The sequence below is a fragment of the Pseudomonas sp. C 49-2 genome (genome assembly GCF_003970195.1).
Classification (GTDB): domain Bacteria; phylum Pseudomonadota; class Gammaproteobacteria; order Pseudomonadales; family Pseudomonadaceae; genus Aquipseudomonas; species Aquipseudomonas canadensis.
Genome location: NZ_RXYG01000002.1, coordinates 191,563 through 206,428 on the forward strand (window position 1 = coordinate 191,563; position 14,866 = coordinate 206,428).

12 protein-coding genes are annotated in these 14,866 nt (G+C 61.4%); 2 read left to right on the forward strand and 10 right to left on the reverse strand.

The genetic code is table 11. From position 1 onward, the window contains the following. Nucleotides 1-56: 56 nt before the first annotated feature. Nucleotides 57-1,559 (forward strand): AhpA/YtjB family protein, encoded by a 1,503-nt coding sequence (locus EJ576_RS04450; protein WP_122730565.1) that lies wholly within the window; start codon nt 57-59, stop codon nt 1,557-1,559. A 170-nt stretch (nt 1,560-1,729) separates the two neighbouring features. Here EJ576_RS04450 and EJ576_RS04455 read toward each other — a convergent pair whose 3' ends face one another. The 8 genes from EJ576_RS04455 to EJ576_RS04490 all read right to left on the reverse strand — a co-directional run bounded on the left by EJ576_RS04455 (nt 1,730) and on the right by EJ576_RS04490 (nt 10,528). Continuing rightward, nucleotides 1,730-2,440, reverse strand: a complete 711-nt coding sequence (locus EJ576_RS04455) for a membrane integrity-associated transporter subunit PqiC (protein WP_028615500.1) — start codon at nt 2,438-2,440, stop codon at nt 1,730-1,732. Nucleotides 2,441-2,616: 176 nt separating this feature from the next. Then, nucleotides 2,617-4,881, reverse strand: coding sequence for a DNA topoisomerase IV subunit A (gene parC, locus EJ576_RS04460; protein WP_126569635.1), 2,265 nt, complete (start codon nt 4,879-4,881; stop codon nt 2,617-2,619). 73 nt (nt 4,882-4,954) lie between these two features. Continuing rightward, nucleotides 4,955-5,950: an esterase-like activity of phytase family protein gene (locus EJ576_RS04465; protein WP_126569636.1), complete on the reverse strand. Its 996-nt coding sequence runs from the start codon at nt 5,948-5,950 to the stop codon at nt 4,955-4,957. Continuing rightward, the gene (gene parE / locus EJ576_RS04470) at nt 5,950-7,854 is read right to left on the reverse strand and encodes a DNA topoisomerase IV subunit B (protein WP_028615497.1); all 1,905 of its coding nucleotides are present in this window, start codon (nt 7,852-7,854) and stop codon (nt 5,950-5,952) included. Before parE ends, EJ576_RS04465 begins: the two co-directional genes overlap by 1 nt. A 45-nt stretch (nt 7,855-7,899) precedes the next feature. Further along, nucleotides 7,900-8,508: a YqiA/YcfP family alpha/beta fold hydrolase gene (locus EJ576_RS04475; RefSeq protein ID WP_068932688.1), complete on the reverse strand. Its 609-nt coding sequence runs from the start codon at nt 8,506-8,508 to the stop codon at nt 7,900-7,902. A 49-nt stretch (nt 8,509-8,557) separates the two neighbouring features. Then, complete coding sequence (gene cpdA / locus EJ576_RS04480) at nt 8,558-9,373, reverse strand: 3',5'-cyclic-AMP phosphodiesterase (protein WP_126569637.1); 816 nt, start codon at nt 9,371-9,373, stop codon at nt 8,558-8,560. Nucleotides 9,374-9,470: 97 nt separating this feature from the next. After that, nucleotides 9,471-9,920, reverse strand: a complete 450-nt coding sequence (locus tag EJ576_RS04485) for a DUF1249 domain-containing protein (protein WP_126569638.1) — start codon at nt 9,918-9,920, stop codon at nt 9,471-9,473. Further along, the gene (locus EJ576_RS04490) at nt 9,911-10,528 is read right to left on the reverse strand and encodes an NUDIX domain-containing protein (RefSeq protein ID WP_028615494.1); all 618 of its coding nucleotides are present in this window, start codon (nt 10,526-10,528) and stop codon (nt 9,911-9,913) included. Before EJ576_RS04490 ends, EJ576_RS04485 begins: the two co-directional genes overlap by 10 nt. Before the next feature lie 193 nt (nt 10,529-10,721). Between EJ576_RS04490 and EJ576_RS04495 the strand changes: the two genes are divergently transcribed. Beyond that, complete coding sequence (locus EJ576_RS04495) at nt 10,722-11,459, forward strand: RsiV family protein (protein WP_123474065.1); 738 nt, start codon at nt 10,722-10,724, stop codon at nt 11,457-11,459. On the opposite strand, the gene cytX is transcribed toward EJ576_RS04495, so the two are convergent. Beyond that, a complete protein-coding gene (gene cytX, locus EJ576_RS04500; protein WP_126569639.1) occupies nt 11,428-12,717 on the reverse strand; it encodes a putative hydroxymethylpyrimidine transporter CytX in 1,290 nt (429 codons plus the stop codon). The two genes, EJ576_RS04495 and cytX, sit on opposite strands and share 32 nt — an antisense overlap. 140 nt (nt 12,718-12,857) lie before the next feature. Further along, nucleotides 12,858-14,747 carry a phosphomethylpyrimidine synthase ThiC gene (gene thiC, locus EJ576_RS04505; RefSeq protein WP_028615491.1) on the reverse strand — a complete coding sequence of 630 codons (1,890 nt, stop codon included), beginning with the start codon at nt 14,745-14,747 and terminating at the stop codon, nt 12,858-12,860. Nucleotides 14,748-14,866: the final 119 nt, after the last annotated feature.

The following is a 14,866-nucleotide window of genomic DNA, read 5'->3' on the forward strand; positions in this document are numbered from 1 at the left end:
TCCTAGGGCTGTCGCTATACTGCGCGTCAACTTCACGGACCAAGAGCCGAGCGCAAGTGAACCGGCCCACGCCAGTAAAAACCGATAATTTCTTCCTGCTGATCTTCCGGGCACTGCGCCACCGCCGTGTACCGATCGCATTACGCATCGCCAGCCATAACGTGATCCTGGTCGCCCTGGCCCTGGTGATCTACGCCTGCGTGATGGGTTTGCAGTTCAAACAGGCCATGCATGAGCAAGCCGACGCCCTGGGCGAGAGCTTGACCACCCAGACCGCCACCTCGGCGACTGAGTTGTTGGTGTCCAATGACATCCTCAGCCTCAACGTGCTGCTCAACAACCTGACCAAGAACCCGCTGGTGGCCCACGCCGCCATCTACAGCGTGGACAACCGGATCATGGCCGAAGCCGGGCAACGCCCGAAAAACGGCCTGCTGGGTGAAGCCGAAGGTCTCTACCAGAGCAATATTACGTTTCAGGATGTGAAGGCCGGCCAACTGCGCATCAGCCTGGACATGCAGCAATTCCAGCAGCCGATGACCATCAGCCTGCAAAGCATGGGCATCTTGAGCGCGATCCTGCTGGCATTGGCGTTGGCGTTGAGTCTGCGCCTGGGTCGACACATCTCCACGCCACTGATGCAGTTGCGCATCTGGCTGCGCGATATCGACGAACACACCCCGGCCACTGAACGCCAGGATGAGATCGGCGACCTCGCCCGCCAGTTGCACGCCAGTTTCGCCCCGGAACCGGTGGTGCGCGAAGTAGAGCCAGAGCCTGAGTTCGACGAAACAGACTACGACGACGAGCCTGAGTTTGAAGTGCAAGACGCGCCGGTAGCGGGCCTGAAGCCTGCCACCCGCCAGGCGTTCAAAGCCGAAGAAGACGAGCTGGACGACGAAGACCCCTTCGCCGACCTGCGCGACACCTCGGCCAGCGAACCGGCCGTCGCACCGAAGCCAGTCCCGGTGAAGAATACCGAACCCCAGTTCAGCGCCGTATTGGCTGTGCAACTGGGCGCTCAGGACCAACTGCGTCGCCTGCCCCGCGCACGCCTGACCGAGCTGCTGGAGCGCTACCGCGACTGCCTCGACCAGGCCGCTTCGCTGTACCAGAGCGAGCTGCACACCCTGAACGACGGCAGCACGCTGATGCTGTTCCACAGTGAAGACAGCGGCGAAGACTACCTGACCAACGCCATCTGCTGCGGCGAGTTGCTTCGCGCCCTGGGCCATGCTCTGCAGATCGAAGTGGCCGACAGTGGCATCACGCTGCAACTGCAGTTGGGCCTGACGGTGAGCGATGACCTGTTTGGCATGAGCCAGATCGACCTGCTGCTCACCGAAAGCGCCCAGGACGCCCTGGCGCTGTCGCAGCACAGCCGCAACCTGTTGCTGGTGGAACGTAAGATCAGTGAAGACACACTGATCCGCCAGCGCGCACGCATCCGCCCGATTGCCAGCCCAGAGGGTGCAAGCTGTGTGGAGCGGTTGATGGAGCCGTATCCCTCGATGCTGGAGCGGCAGTTGGCGCGGATGCACGAGACCCGCAAGCCCTGATCTTATGCAGGAGCCGGCTTGCCGGCGATGGCGATGGCGATGGCAATCTCACCATCACCACCGGCCTCGACGACCTCATCGCCGGCAAGCCGGCTCCTACAGGGATCGGGTTTACAGCCAACAAAAAGGCCCGCTGAATCAGCGGGCCTTTTTTGTATCTGCAATTCAGATCAAAACCTGAACACTTCCATATCCGTGCGAATCGGCGTCGCCATTGGCATCTTCGGCTTCTGCGGTTCTGCCGGCTTAGCCTGCGCCGGGGCGCTCTGCTTGCGCGGCGCTTCGGCAATCGGCGGTTGGTTGGCCAATGGCTTGAGGGCCACCGACAACTGCTGTGCCAGATGTTGCAACAACACGCCCTGGGCCTGGACCTGGGACGCGGTGGTGCCGGTGTGCTGCTCCTGCAGGTGCACGATGCGGTTATCGCGTACCTGGCCACGACGATCGATCAAGCGCCATTGCGCATCGAGAATCGCCGGCTGCGACGTACCGGAGTCAAGACGGGTGATCGTCAGCAGCACCTGCACGTCCGGAGTAAACCCGGTCGGCGCGGGGGCCAGCACCACACGCTGGCTGTCCAACTGACCTGCGACCTGGCGCAACATCAATTGGTTGATGTCGGACGACAAACTGCCCGCCCAACGACCATCGGTGGAACCTTGCAGGCTGCCGTCGTTCTGACGTTGCAGCAGTGTTTCGCGTTGCAGGTAGTCGGCGACGACCACCGGGCCCAGCAAGACGGCCATGCCGGCGGTCTGTGCAGGTTGAGCCGGACTTCCGCTGTCCAGCTGGTACAGCGACACCGGTTGATGTGTGCTGCAACCCGCCAGCCCCAAAAGGCCAGCGAGCACAAAAAATAAAGGAAGGCGTGGAGCAGTCATCATCCCATCCAGGTGGCTGCCACAAGGCGAACCACAATGTAATACTAAAAATAACCTAAACACGCTCGGCCACGCCGGCGCTGGAAAGGCCATATCATCCGTGAATATGCGCCATGACTCCAGCGCCAAAGCGTCGATCTACGCGTTAAATCGTAGATCGAGGGCTCTAATACGCGTTAAATCGGCGTTTCCACCAGCAAAGCATCCACGCGCTGGAAGCCACGAGGCAATTTGTTACCACGCCGACCGCGCTCACCCTTGTAATGCTCAAGGTCGTCAGGACGCAACGACAGGGTACGTTTACCGGCCTGAAGCACCAACGTCGCGCCTTCCGGGATCACTGCGATGTCAGTCACATACTCTTCGCGACTGGCCACTCGCTCGCCGGGGATGCCAATGATCTTGTTGCCCTTGCCTTTACCCAACTGCGGCAGGTCGCTGATCTTGAATACCAGCAAACGCCCCTCGGTAGTCACCGACGCCAGCCAGTTGCTCTCTCGGTCGTCCACCGGCCGCGGCAGGATCACCTTGGCGTTGTTCGGCAAGCTCAGCAAAGCCTTGCCCGCCTTGTTCTTGGCTTGCAGGTCTTCACCTTTCACCACAAACCCGTAGCCCGCGTCGGAGGCGATCACGTACAGCGCATCGTCGTCCGGCAGCAGCACGCACTCGAAATTCGCCCCTGGCGGTGGCGTCAGGCGCCCAGTCAAGGGCTCACCCTGCCCCCGTGCAGACGGCAAGGTGTGGGCCGGTACCGAATAACTGCGCCCGGTGGAATCGATAAACACCGCAAACTGGTTGGAACGCCCGGCGGCAGCGGTCTTGAACCCGTCACCCGCCTTGTACGACAAGCCAGTGGCATCAATATCATGCCCTTTGGCGGAGCGAACCCAACCCTTTTCCGACAGAACGACGGTAATTTTCTCGTTTGGCAGCAACTCGGTTTCTGTCAGCGCTTTCGCTTCTGCGCGCTGCACGATCGGCGAACGACGGTCATCGCCATAGGTTTCGGCGTCTTTGATCAATTCGCTGCGTACCAGCTTCTTAAGCTTGGCTTCGCTGCCCAGCAGCGCTTGCAGCTTGGCTTGCTCCTTGAGCAGCGCGTCCTGTTCGTCGCGCAGCTTCATTTCTTCCAGTCGCGCCAACTGACGCAAGCGGGTGTCGAGGATGTAGTCAGCCTGAATCTCGCTCAGCTCGAAACGCGCAATCAACTCGGCTTTCGGGTGTTCGGCGGTACGGATGATGTGGATCACTTCATCCAGGTTGAGGTAGGCAATCAGCAAGCCGTCCAACAGGTGCAGGCGACGCTCGACCTTATCCAGGCGGAATTGCAGGCGGCGACGCACGGTGTTGACCCGGAACTCCAGCCACTCCACCAGCAGGTTGCGCAGGTTTTTCAGCTGCGGCTTGCCGTCCAGGCCGATGATGTTGACGTTGACCCGGTAGCTGGACTCCAGGTCCGTGCTGGCAAACAGATGCTGCATCAGCACTTCGTGGTCGACCCGACTATTGGTCGGGATGATCACGATGCGGCAAGGGTTTTCGTGGTCGGATTCGTCACGCAGGTCGGCAACCTGCGGCAATTTCGATGGTTTGGCCTGCATCAGCGCGGCGATCTGCTCCAGCACCTTGGCACCGGACACCTGGTGCGGCAACGCGGTGACGATAATGTCGCCATCTTCGATGTGGTAAACAGCGCGCATACGCACCGAGCCCTTGCCGGTTTCGTACATCTTCAGCAGGTCGGCGCGCGGCGTGATAATTTCCGCTTCGGTCGGGTAATCCGGCCCCTGGATGTGCTCGCAGAGCTGTTCTACCGTGGCTTTGGGCTCATCGAGCAAGCGCACGCAGGCGGTGGCGACTTCACGCAGGTTATGCGGCGGCACGTCAGTGGCCATACCCACAGCAATACCGGTGGTGCCATTGAGCAGGATGTTCGGCAAACGTGCCGGCAACACCAGTGGTTCGTCGAGGGTGCCGTCGAAATTAGGCCCCCAGTCGGCGGTGCCCTGGCCCAATTCGCTCAGCAGGACTTCCGAATAACGCGACAGACGCGCTTCGGTGTATCGCATCGCAGCGAACGATTTGGGATCGTCCGGCGCACCCCAGTTGCCCTGGCCGTCTACCAGCGTGTAGCGATAGCTGAACGGCTGCGCCATCAGCACCATCGCTTCGTAGCAGGCGGAATCGCCGTGGGGGTGGAACTTACCGAGCACGTCACCGACGGTACGCGCCGACTTCTTGTGCTTGGAATCAGCGTCCAGGCCCAACTCACTCATGGCGTAGATGATGCGCCGTTGTACGGGCTTGAGGCCGTCGCCGATATGCGGCAAGGCACGGTCCATGATCACGTACATGGAGTAGTTGAGGTAGGCATTTTCGGTGAAGTCAGCCAGCGACCGGCGTTCTACGCCATCTAAGCTGTCTGCGAGGATGTCACTCATGCGGGCCTCATCATGGTCGGGTAAGGTGCTGCGGAACTGCCGCTGCACCGGGTCAATTCAAAAAAATAGGGGCTCATGGGCGAGCGCTCCAGCCACCGACAGGGGCGGCGAAACGATAGACCACGGGGCGCTTTTCACCATCGGCACGCGGGCCGAAATTGTTGTCGATGCCCAGCCAGGCACCGTCGGCGTCCACCACCAGGGCTTCTGCCAGGCCATAGGGCTGAGGATAACGCCGCTCGGGCGTCAGGGTCTCGTCGGCAAACGACCAGCACAGTTCGACCTTGGCCGTGACCGCATCACGCCGGCAAATCTGGAACGCATTGCGCTCCAGGGTAAACAGCTTGCCGTTGAACAGCGCCAGGTCGGCGAAGTCCTTGGACACCGCCTTGGGGTTCGGGAACTGGGCCGGTTGCACTTCCTGGCCGGCTTCGCTCAACAATACGCAGGGGCCATCACAATCCCACAGGCTTTGCGGACGCTTGATCGAAATTAGCCCTCGTCGTTCGCGCTCGGCTGCCAGCCAAATCTGATTGCCTTCGGGATTGATCGCGAGACCTTCAAACAAGGCGTTGAAGTGCAGCAACATGCCGCTGGCCCGCGCTTCACGCACCATGCCCGGCGCGATCTTCAACCACTCAGGCGCGCCCGTCACCGGCACTTGCAGCACCGCCGCATGGGCTTCGCTGACTACGTAGCGGTTGCCGGCGGCATCGCAGGTGATGCCTTCAAAGTCCAAATCGCCACCGCGAATGAACGATGCGGCCTTGGTGCGCGAACGCAAACCCCACGGCAGCCCGGATTCCGGCACCGGTGGCACGTCGATCTTTACCGCCTCGGCCTGCCAGGTTGGCGCACTGGCATCCAGGCGGTAGATCTGGTCGTCATCGCGGTCGGAAACCGTCCACAACTCCTTGCCACACAAGGCCAGGCCCGACAGGTTGCCGCCGCGCATGCCGTCCACCGGGTGTTCGGACATCAGCTTTAGCTCAGCCACGGGCGCGGCAACTACCGTGGTAGCCACCAACCCGCTCAACATCAGGATCGCCAGGGCGAAACCTGTGCGCATCAGCCCAGAACCTCGGCCAGGTTGCCTTTGGACTCCAGCCAGGACTTACGGTCCGGTGCGCGTTTCTTCGCCAGCAGCATGTCCATCATTTCCGACGTGGCGGCGTAGTCTTCCAGGGTCAACTGCACCAGGCGCCGGGTATTCGGGTCCATGGTGGTTTCGCGCAGCTGCGGCGGGTTCATTTCACCCAGGCCCTTGAATCGCGTGACCTGTGGCTTGCCGCGCTTCTTCTCGGCGACCAGGCGATCGAGGATGCCATCGCGCTCGGCTTCGTCCAGGGCGTAGTAAATCTCCTTGCCCAGGTCGATCCGATACAACGGCGGCATAGCAACGTAGACGTGACCGGCATCCACCAACGGGCGGAAGTGCTGAACGAACAACGCGCACAGCAGCGTGGCGATGTGCAGGCCGTCGGAGTCGGCGTCGGCGAGGATGCAGATCTTGCCGTAGCGCAGTTGGCTCATGTCCGCTGCGCCGGGATCAACGCCAATGGCCACGGCGATGTTATGCACCTCCTGGCTGGCCAGGACTTCGCTGCCATCGACTTCCCAGGTGTTGAGGATCTTGCCGCGCAACGGCAGGATCGCCTGGAACTCCTTGTCCCGCGCTTGCTTGGCGGAACCGCCGGCGGAGTCACCTTCCACCAGGAACAGCTCGGAGCGCATCGGGTCTTGCCCGGCGCAATCGGCCAGCTTGCCGGGCAATGCCGGGCCCTGGGTGATGCGCTTGCGCTCGACCTTCTTGCTGGCCTTCAGACGACGACCGGCGTTGTTGATCGCCAACTCCGCCAGGGCCAGGCCCAATTCAGGATGCTCGTTGAGCCACAGGCTGAAGGCATCCTTGACCACGCCGGAGACAAATGCCGCCGCCTCGCGGGACGACAGGCGCTCTTTGGTCTGGCCGGAGAACTGCGGCTCCTGCATTTTCATCGACAGCACGAACGCGATGCGCTCCCACACGTCTTCCGGCGCCAGCTTCACGCCGCGCGGCAGCAGGCTGCGGTATTCGCAGAATTCGCGCATGGCATCCAGCAAGCCCTGGCGCAAACCGTTGACGTGGGTACCGCCCTGGGCCGTCGGGATCAGGTTGACGTAGCTTTCCTGCACGCTGTCGCCACCTTCCGGCAACCACAGCAGCGCCCAGTCCACCGCTTCTTTATTACCGGCCAAACTGCCGCAGAACGGCTCGTTGGGCAGGCGCTCGAAGTCGCTGACGGAGTCTTCCAGGTACGAACGCAGGCCGTCTTCATAGTGCCACTCGACCTTCTCACCGGTGCCTTTGTCTTCAAAGGTCACCAGCAGGCCTGGGCACAGTACAGCCTTGGCCTTGAGCACGTGCTTGAGGCGGCTGATGGAGAATTTCGGCGAATCGAAGTATTTCGGATCCGGCGCAAAGTACACGCTGGTGCCGGTGTTGCGCTTGCCAACGGTGCCGATCACTTCAAGGTCGGTGGCTTTGTAGCCATCGGCGAAGGTCATCTGGTACTCGTTGCCGTCGCGCTTGACCTTGACCCGCACCAGCGTGGACAAGGCGTTGACCACCGAAATACCCACACCATGCAGGCCGCCGGAGAACTGGTAGTTCTTGTTGGAGAACTTGCCGCCCGCATGGAGCTTGGTGAGGATCAGCTCGACGCCCGACACCCCCTCTTCCGGGTGGATGTCCACCGGCATGCCGCGACCATCGTCGGACACTTCCAGGGAGTGGTCAGCGTGGAGAATGACATGCACCGACTTGGCGTGGCCGGCCAGGGCTTCGTCGACGCTGTTGTCGATGACTTCCTGGGCAAGGTGGTTCGGCCGACTGGTGTCGGTGTACATGCCGGGGCGTTTGCGCACCGGGTCGAGGCCCGAGAGGACTTCGATGGCGTCGGCGTTATAAGAGCTAGCGCTGGGAGTGGCCATGGGGTCTCGTCGTGAGTCGTTCGATTAAAAAGTGACCTGCGATTCTTACAATGAAGAAAAATCGAAGGATTGATACTGATCTGCGCCAATGCCGGCAAAGCTCAACATGGCCGGTAATTGCTGGGCGAACCCCTGGTAACCATGGTCGCCGCCGGCCTGGATGCGCAAGGCACAGGCTCGGTAGTACTGCTGGGCGAGGCGATAATCCAGGGTTTCATCCCCGGTCTGCAACCACACCTGATACCGCGCCGCATCCTGGGGAGCCGGTACTTCCAGCTCGGCCAGCGCCGTAACGTGGTCGTGGGTCAGTTCCCAGGTTTCATCGGTGTAGAGGTTCTTCTGGGTGCCCAGGTAACCGTCGAACATCCGGTGAGGGCTGACCGCCGGGTTCACCAGCAGCGCCTTGAGGCCATGGCGCTCGGCAAGATGGGTTGCATAGTAGCCGCCGAGTGAGCTGCCGACCAGCAGTGGCCGCCCCAGCTCGGCGATCGCCGCTTCCAATTGCGGAATCGCCTGACGGGGATGGTGATGCAGGGCCGGTACGCGCAACTGGTCGGCCAGGCCGATGGCGCCCATCACGGTCATCAACTGAGTGGCCTTGTTGGACGTAGGCGCGCTGTTGAAACCGTGGATATACAGGATCGAAGCGGACATGCCTGGCTCTCCGTGCTTGCGCCAAAAAGGCGCAGTTTACAGGTAAATCTCAGTAGCCGTTGCTACCGTAATCCACTGTAAACACGAAGCCGACCAAGCGTTCTACGCCCGTCTCCAACCGCCCGTCGGCATGCAGCCGCAGCCAGCGGTAGCCCGGCGCCTGCTCGCTGACCTTGAAATCCTCGCTGCCCGGTGCGAACTGGATGCAGGTGGACGGCGATGCCAGCAGGCGTACGCCGTTGCGTTCGCGGTCGATCTCCTGGTGCACATGCCCCCAAAGCACCGCCCGCACCTGCGGAAAACGGTCCAGCACGGCAAACAACGCCTCAGGATTGCGCAAGCCAATGGGCTCCATCCAGGCGCAACCGATGGACACCGGATGATGGTGAAAACACACCAGATGATGACGGTTCGGCGCTTCGCTCAGGGCCTGGGCGAGCCGTTGCAGTTGCTGATCTTGCAGATAGCCCGGCACCGAACCGGGTACGGCGGAGTCCAGCAGGGTGACGCGCCAGTTGCCGATATCGACCACCGGCTCCAATAAATCGCTGTGCTCGGCGGCGCGGGCCATGATTTGCGGTTCGTCATGATTACCGGGAATCCAGCGCGCCGGGGCGTCGATCTGCCGGGTCATGTCACGAAACTGCTGGTACGACTCCAGCGTGCCGTCCTGTGACAGGTCCCCCGTGGCCAACACCAAATCGATGTGCGGCTGCTGCGCGCGCACCAATTCGATGACGCCTTGCAGGCTTTCACGGGTGTTCATGCCCAGCAGCGTGCCGTCGGCCTCGGCAAACAAATGGCTATCAGACAGCTGCACCAGCAATGCGGGCGCATCGGGACTCACAGTGGATACGCTCGGCAAGGCGCTCTCCCAAGGCAATCACAGGAATGGACGTTTGGCGTGATTATGCTGGGGCAGGACACAAGAGGAAACCATAGGAAGCAGATGCAGTTCACATCTACCGCACAACTTCGAACTCATGGCCCAGGGCCAAGCAATGGCTCAACCACTCACCGAGGAACACATTGAGCTGTGCTTTCTCATCGGGCTGGTGCATGAACACGTTGGGGTAAGGATAGATGCTGCGAAAGCGTCGTGCATGTTCGGCGCTGATCACTTCGGCCATGCGCGCGTCGTGGTACACCTGCACTTCCAGTTGCGGCACCGGCAGCCACGGCAGGCTGTGTTCCTGGCGCACACGCAGGGTGGTGGTGTACGGGCAATTGACGATGACTTCCAGCGCCAGCACGCCAAGCATCTGGTCGCCGTGGGTCACGCCGATACGCCGCGCCTCGGGGGCATGGCGCATGTCGGGGAGCAGGCGCATCAGCCGCGCATAGTTGGCCTCGCAGGCCGCTTGCAACCCGATCAGGTCGACGCGATAACGTTCCCGTGGCTTTACTGCCATAACCCCCTCACTTCCGCGCGATTAAGCGCAAGCCATTGCAGGGCGATAATGCTGGCTGCGTTGGAAATTTTGCCGTCGCGCACCGCTTGAAGGGCATCTTCGAAAGCCCAGACGGTGACACGGATATCTTCAGCTTCCTCTTCCAATCCATGGACGCCACCGGCGCCCGAGCTGTCGCAACGGCCCAGGTACAAGTGGACAAATTCGGTACTGCCGCCGGGCGACGGGAAATACTTGGTGATCGGCCACAGCGCGGAGAATGTCAGCCCAGCTTCCTCCTCGGCTTCGCGGTGTGCAACCTCCTCCGGCTCTTCATCCTTGTCGATCAGGCCGGCAACCATCTCCACCAGCCACGGGTTGTCGGTTCGGCCCATGGCACCTACGCGGAACTGCTCGATCAGCACCACTTCGTCGCGCTGCGGGTCGTAAGGCAATACACACACGGCATCATGACGAACGAAGACTTCGCGGTTGATCACCCGGCTCATGCCGCCATCGAATTTCTCGTGGCGCAGTTGCACGCGATCAAGCTTGTAGAAGCCCTGGTAGGCATTGTCGCGCTGAACAATCTCGATGGTGCTCGGCGTCGATTTTGCGATGTCCGTCATATCCCTTCCTCATTGAGCCTGCGCAATTGGCGCCATCCTAACGCGCTCATGCCTCCGGATGCAGCCCCTTTCCAGTTGCCGGGATAGACGGCGGGCGTCAAACACACTCTAATCAGCTTAGTGGCGAACTGACTGCCGTGCTGGCAGTCGAAGCTCCACAAATTTCGCTCTTCTCGATAGACGAAGGACTTACATGTCGCTTTTAAAAATCGCCTCCGTGGCCTGCATCGCCTTGACCCTCGGCGCTTGCCAGAGCCTGTTCCAACCGAGCTTCAAGACCCCGCTGGAAGCCACCCGCGACGCCACCGAGCAGAGCAAGCCGGGCTGCGCCAGCACTGATTGCCCGCTGGTGAATATCGACACCGTGCACTTTGCCAAGGAGCCCAAGCTGGATGCCTTGATCGAACAGCGCCTGCTGGAAATGACCCAGGCCGACCCGCTGCCGAGCAGCCTCGCGACGTACAGCGAGCAGTTCCTGCGCACCGCCGCCCCACGCAATAGCATGTACTTGCAGGCCAAGGTACGGGAGCAGCATGACGGTCTGGTGATCATCGAGTTGTCCAGTTACCTGGACCAGGGCGCGACTCACGGCGAGCCAGGCCGTGCATTCATCAACTATTCGCGCCAGCAGCAAAAGGCCCTGACCCTGACCGACATGCTGCTGCCCGGCAAGGAAGACGCGTTCTGGAAAGCTGCCCAGGTGGCCCACAACAGCTGGCTGATCAGCACCCGTCTGAGCCTGGAGCCAGAGTTCGTGAAACAGTACCCTTTCCAGAAAACCCCTAACGTGGCGCTCACCTACGGTGGCGTGATCCTCAAGTACCCCACCACCACCATTGCGCCGTATGCCTTGGGCCACGTCGAGTTGCAAATTCCCTACTCGCGCCTGGACGGTATTCTCAAGCCTGAACTGGTGCCCGCGCGCCGCTGAAGGCCCGGCCCAGGATAAGTTGCAACAGCCCTGCCAGCACCAAAGCCGGCAGGGTCGCTCCGACGTCCGGATACAGATTGGCCAGCAGGTGGTAAGTCGCGATACCGCCCAGCCAGGCGACCAATGCCGGCCAGCGCAGACTGGCTACTGCACCCGTGCTACGACGGCGCAGAATGAAGTGATCCACCAGCACCACGCCAAACAGCGGCGCGAATACCGAGCCGATCAGCAGCAGGAAGTTCTGGTACTGAGCCAATGGCGCAAAGCAGGCAATGAGCGTGCAGATCACACCGATAGCCAGTGCCAGGTGCTCGACCTTCAAACGCAACAATATTCCGCTGGAAACCGCCGCCGAGTGAATATCGGCGAAGGCGTTTTCCGATTCATCCAACAGGATCAATAGCAGCGGAATCCCCAGGCCAGCCCCGGCCAACGCCAGCAACAGCGCGTTGACTTCACCGCTCGGCGCAAACGCCAGGGTGTAGGCCACACCCTGGCCCATCAGCCAGAAATTTCCGATAAAGAACCCAAGTGCCGTGCCGCCGAACACACTTTTGGCGCGCTTGCCGAAACGTGAGTAATCCGCGATCAGCGGCAGCCACGACAGCGGCATGGCGATGGCGATATCAAAACCCACCGCAAACGGCATCGAACCGTCACCCGCCTTGGCCCAAAGTGCAGCGAGGTCGGCCTTGGCGAACAAGTTCCAGGTGAGCCACAGGCAGGCGGCGAGCAGCAGCCAGATGCCCCATTTGCGCAGGATCTGACGCACAAAGGTCAGCGGGCCACTGACCGCCAATAGCGTCGCCAGACCGCCGAAGAACAGGGTCCACAACAATGGGCTGGCGAACAGGCTGCCGTCACTGAAGGCCCGCGTGCCTAGCAAGCTGGCCGCGTCGCGCATCACGATGATTTCGAACGAACCCCAGCCGATCAGTTGCAGCAGGTTGAGCAGCGCCGGCAGACTCGCACCTTTGGCGCCGAGGCTGAGCTTGAGGGCTGCCATGGCGGACAGGCCGGTGTCGCTGCCGATCACGCCGACGGCGGCCAATAACAGGACGCCCACCAGGGTGCCGAGGAAAATCGCCAGCAACGAACCGGACAGGCCCAGGCCCGGCGCGAGCAACGCGCCGGTTTGCAGAACCATCAGGCCGATGCCGAGGGAGAACCAGAGGGAGAACAGGTCGCGGGCACCGAAGACTCTTTTGTCGCTCGGCACTGCGATGTCAGGAGAGTAAGTGCTGGGTTGAATGCTCAAGGGTGTTATCTCTGAGGGACACTTTGTTGTTTGGGAGATCGCCATCGCGGGCAAGCCCGGCTCCCACATTTGGAATGCATTCCAGTGTGGGAGCCGGGCTTGCCCGCGATGGCGACGGCACAGTCACCGCCGCCTCTGGATCAGACCTTCTTGTACAGCTGACTCCCTTCCTGCTTGAACCGCTCCGCCTGCTCGGCCAAGCCCTTGGCCACATCCACGTCCACCGCTTCAATGCGCTGGTTGGCCGCGTACTCACGCACTTCCTGGGTGATCTTCATCGAGCAGAACTTCGGCCCGCACATCGAGCAGAAATGCGCGACCTTGGCCGAGTCCTTCGGCAGGGTTTCATCGTGGTACGAACGCGCCGTGTCCGGGTCCAGGCCGAGGTTGAACTGGTCTTCCCAGCGGAATTCGAAGCGCGCCTTGCTCAAGGCGTTATCGCGGATCTGCGCACCCGGATGGCCTTTGGCAAGGTCAGCCGCGTGGGCGGCGATCTTGTAGGTGATGATCCCGGTCTTCACGTCATCCTTGTTCGGCAGGCCCAGGTGTTCCTTGGGCGTGACGTAGCAGAGCATGGCGCAACCGAACCAGCCGATCATCGCCGCGCCGATGCCGGAAGTGATGTGGTCGTAGCCGGGCGCAATGTCGGTGGTCAGCGGGCCGAGAGTGTAGAACGGCGCTTCGTCACAACACTCCAGCTGCTTGTCCATGTTCTCCTTGATCAACTGCATCGGCACGTGGCCAGGGCCTTCGATCATGGTTTGCACGTCGTGCTTCCAGGCGGTCTTGGTCAACTCGCCAAGGGTTTCCAGCTCGCCGAATTGCGCGGCGTCGTTGGCGTCGGCAATCGAGCCAGGGCGCAGGCCGTCGCCGAGGGAGAAGCTGACGTCATAGGCCTTCATGATTTCGCAGATTTCGTCGAAATGCGTGTAGGTGAAGTTCTCTTTGTGGTGCGCCAGGCACCACTTGGCCATGATCGAACCGCCACGGGACACGATGCCGGTCACGCGTTTGGCGGTCAGCGGCACATAGCGCAGCAGCACGCCGGCGTGAATGGTGAAGTAATCCACGCCCTGCTCGGCCTGTTCGATTAGGGTGTCGCGGAACAACTCCCAGGTCAGGTCCTCGGCGGCGCCGCCGACTTTTTCCAGGGCCTGGTAGATCGGCACGGTGCCGATCGGCACGGGCGAGTTGCGGATGATCCACTCGCGGGTTTCGTGGATGTGCTTGCCTGTGGACAAGTCCATCACGGTGTCCGAACCCCAGCGAATGCCCCAGGTCAGTTTCGCCACTTCTTCTTCGATGGACGACCCCAGGGCGCTGTTGCCGATGTTGCCGTTGATCTTCACCAGGAAGTTACGGCCGATGATCATCGGTTCCAGTTCGGTATGGTTGATGTTGGCCGGGATGATCGCGCGGCCACGGGCGATTTCTTCGCGCACGAATTCAGGCGTGATGATCTTCGGCACGCTGGCGCCAAAGCTGTGGCCGGCGTGTTGCTGGTCGAGCAGGCCAGTGGCGCGGGCTTCTTCCAGCTTCATGTTTTCACGGATGGCGACGTATTCCATCTCGGCGGTGATGATGCCTTTGCGCGCGTAGTGCATCTGCGTGACGTTGGCGCCGGCCTTGGCGCGGCGCGGGTTCTTCACATGGGCGAAGCGCAGCGCGGTGAGTTCGGCATCGCTCAAGCGCTGTTGGCCGAAGTGGGAGCTGAGGCCTGGCAAGCGCTCGGTGTCGTTACGCACTTCGATCCACGGCGAGCGCACATCGCCAAGGCCTTTGCGCACGTCGATGATGACGTTAGGGTCGGTGTACGGGCCGGAGGTGTCATAGACCACGACCGGCGCGTTGATTTCACCGCCGAAGTCGGTGGGGGTCACGTCCAGGCTGATTTCGCGCATCGGCACACGAATGTCCGGGCGGGTGCCTTGTACGTAGATTTTTTGCGAGCGGGTAAAGGGTTGCACGGAGCCGGAGTCGACTTTGGCCGACTCACTCAGGTGCACGGTATTTTTTGGTCTTGTACTCATCACGGGCTCTCCAACTTATCCAGGCGGTGGATTTTTGTCGGAGCGAACCTGTGACGGATGGACGCACTGAAACCAGTGCTGTGCTCGGTGCACGAGGGCTGTTCACTAAATGAACAGCA

Excerpts from the sequence above, each read along its gene's own strand:
- EJ576_RS04490 (WP_028615494.1), bottom strand. The coding sequence starts at position 10,528 with ATGACGGACATCGCAAAATCGACGCCGAGCACCATCGAGATTGTTCAG.
- parE (WP_028615497.1), bottom strand. The coding sequence starts at position 7,854 with ATGGCCACTCCCAGCGCTAGCTCTTATAACGCCGACGCCATCGAAGTC.
- EJ576_RS04475 (WP_068932688.1), bottom strand. The coding sequence starts at position 8,508 with ATGTCCGCTTCGATCCTGTATATCCACGGTTTCAACAGCGCGCCTACG.
- EJ576_RS04455 (WP_028615500.1), bottom strand. The coding sequence starts at position 2,440 with ATGACTGCTCCACGCCTTCCTTTATTTTTTGTGCTCGCTGGCCTTTTG.
- EJ576_RS04485 (WP_126569638.1), bottom strand. The coding sequence starts at position 9,920 with ATGGCAGTAAAGCCACGGGAACGTTATCGCGTCGACCTGATCGGGTTG.
- thiC (WP_028615491.1), bottom strand. The coding sequence starts at position 14,747 with ATGAGTACAAGACCAAAAAATACCGTGCACCTGAGTGAGTCGGCCAAA.
- parC (WP_126569635.1), bottom strand. The coding sequence starts at position 4,881 with ATGAGTGACATCCTCGCAGACAGCTTAGATGGCGTAGAACGCCGGTCG.
- EJ576_RS04495 (WP_123474065.1), top strand. The coding sequence starts at position 10,722 with ATGTCGCTTTTAAAAATCGCCTCCGTGGCCTGCATCGCCTTGACCCTC.
- EJ576_RS04465 (WP_126569636.1), bottom strand. The coding sequence starts at position 5,950 with ATGCGCACAGGTTTCGCCCTGGCGATCCTGATGTTGAGCGGGTTGGTG.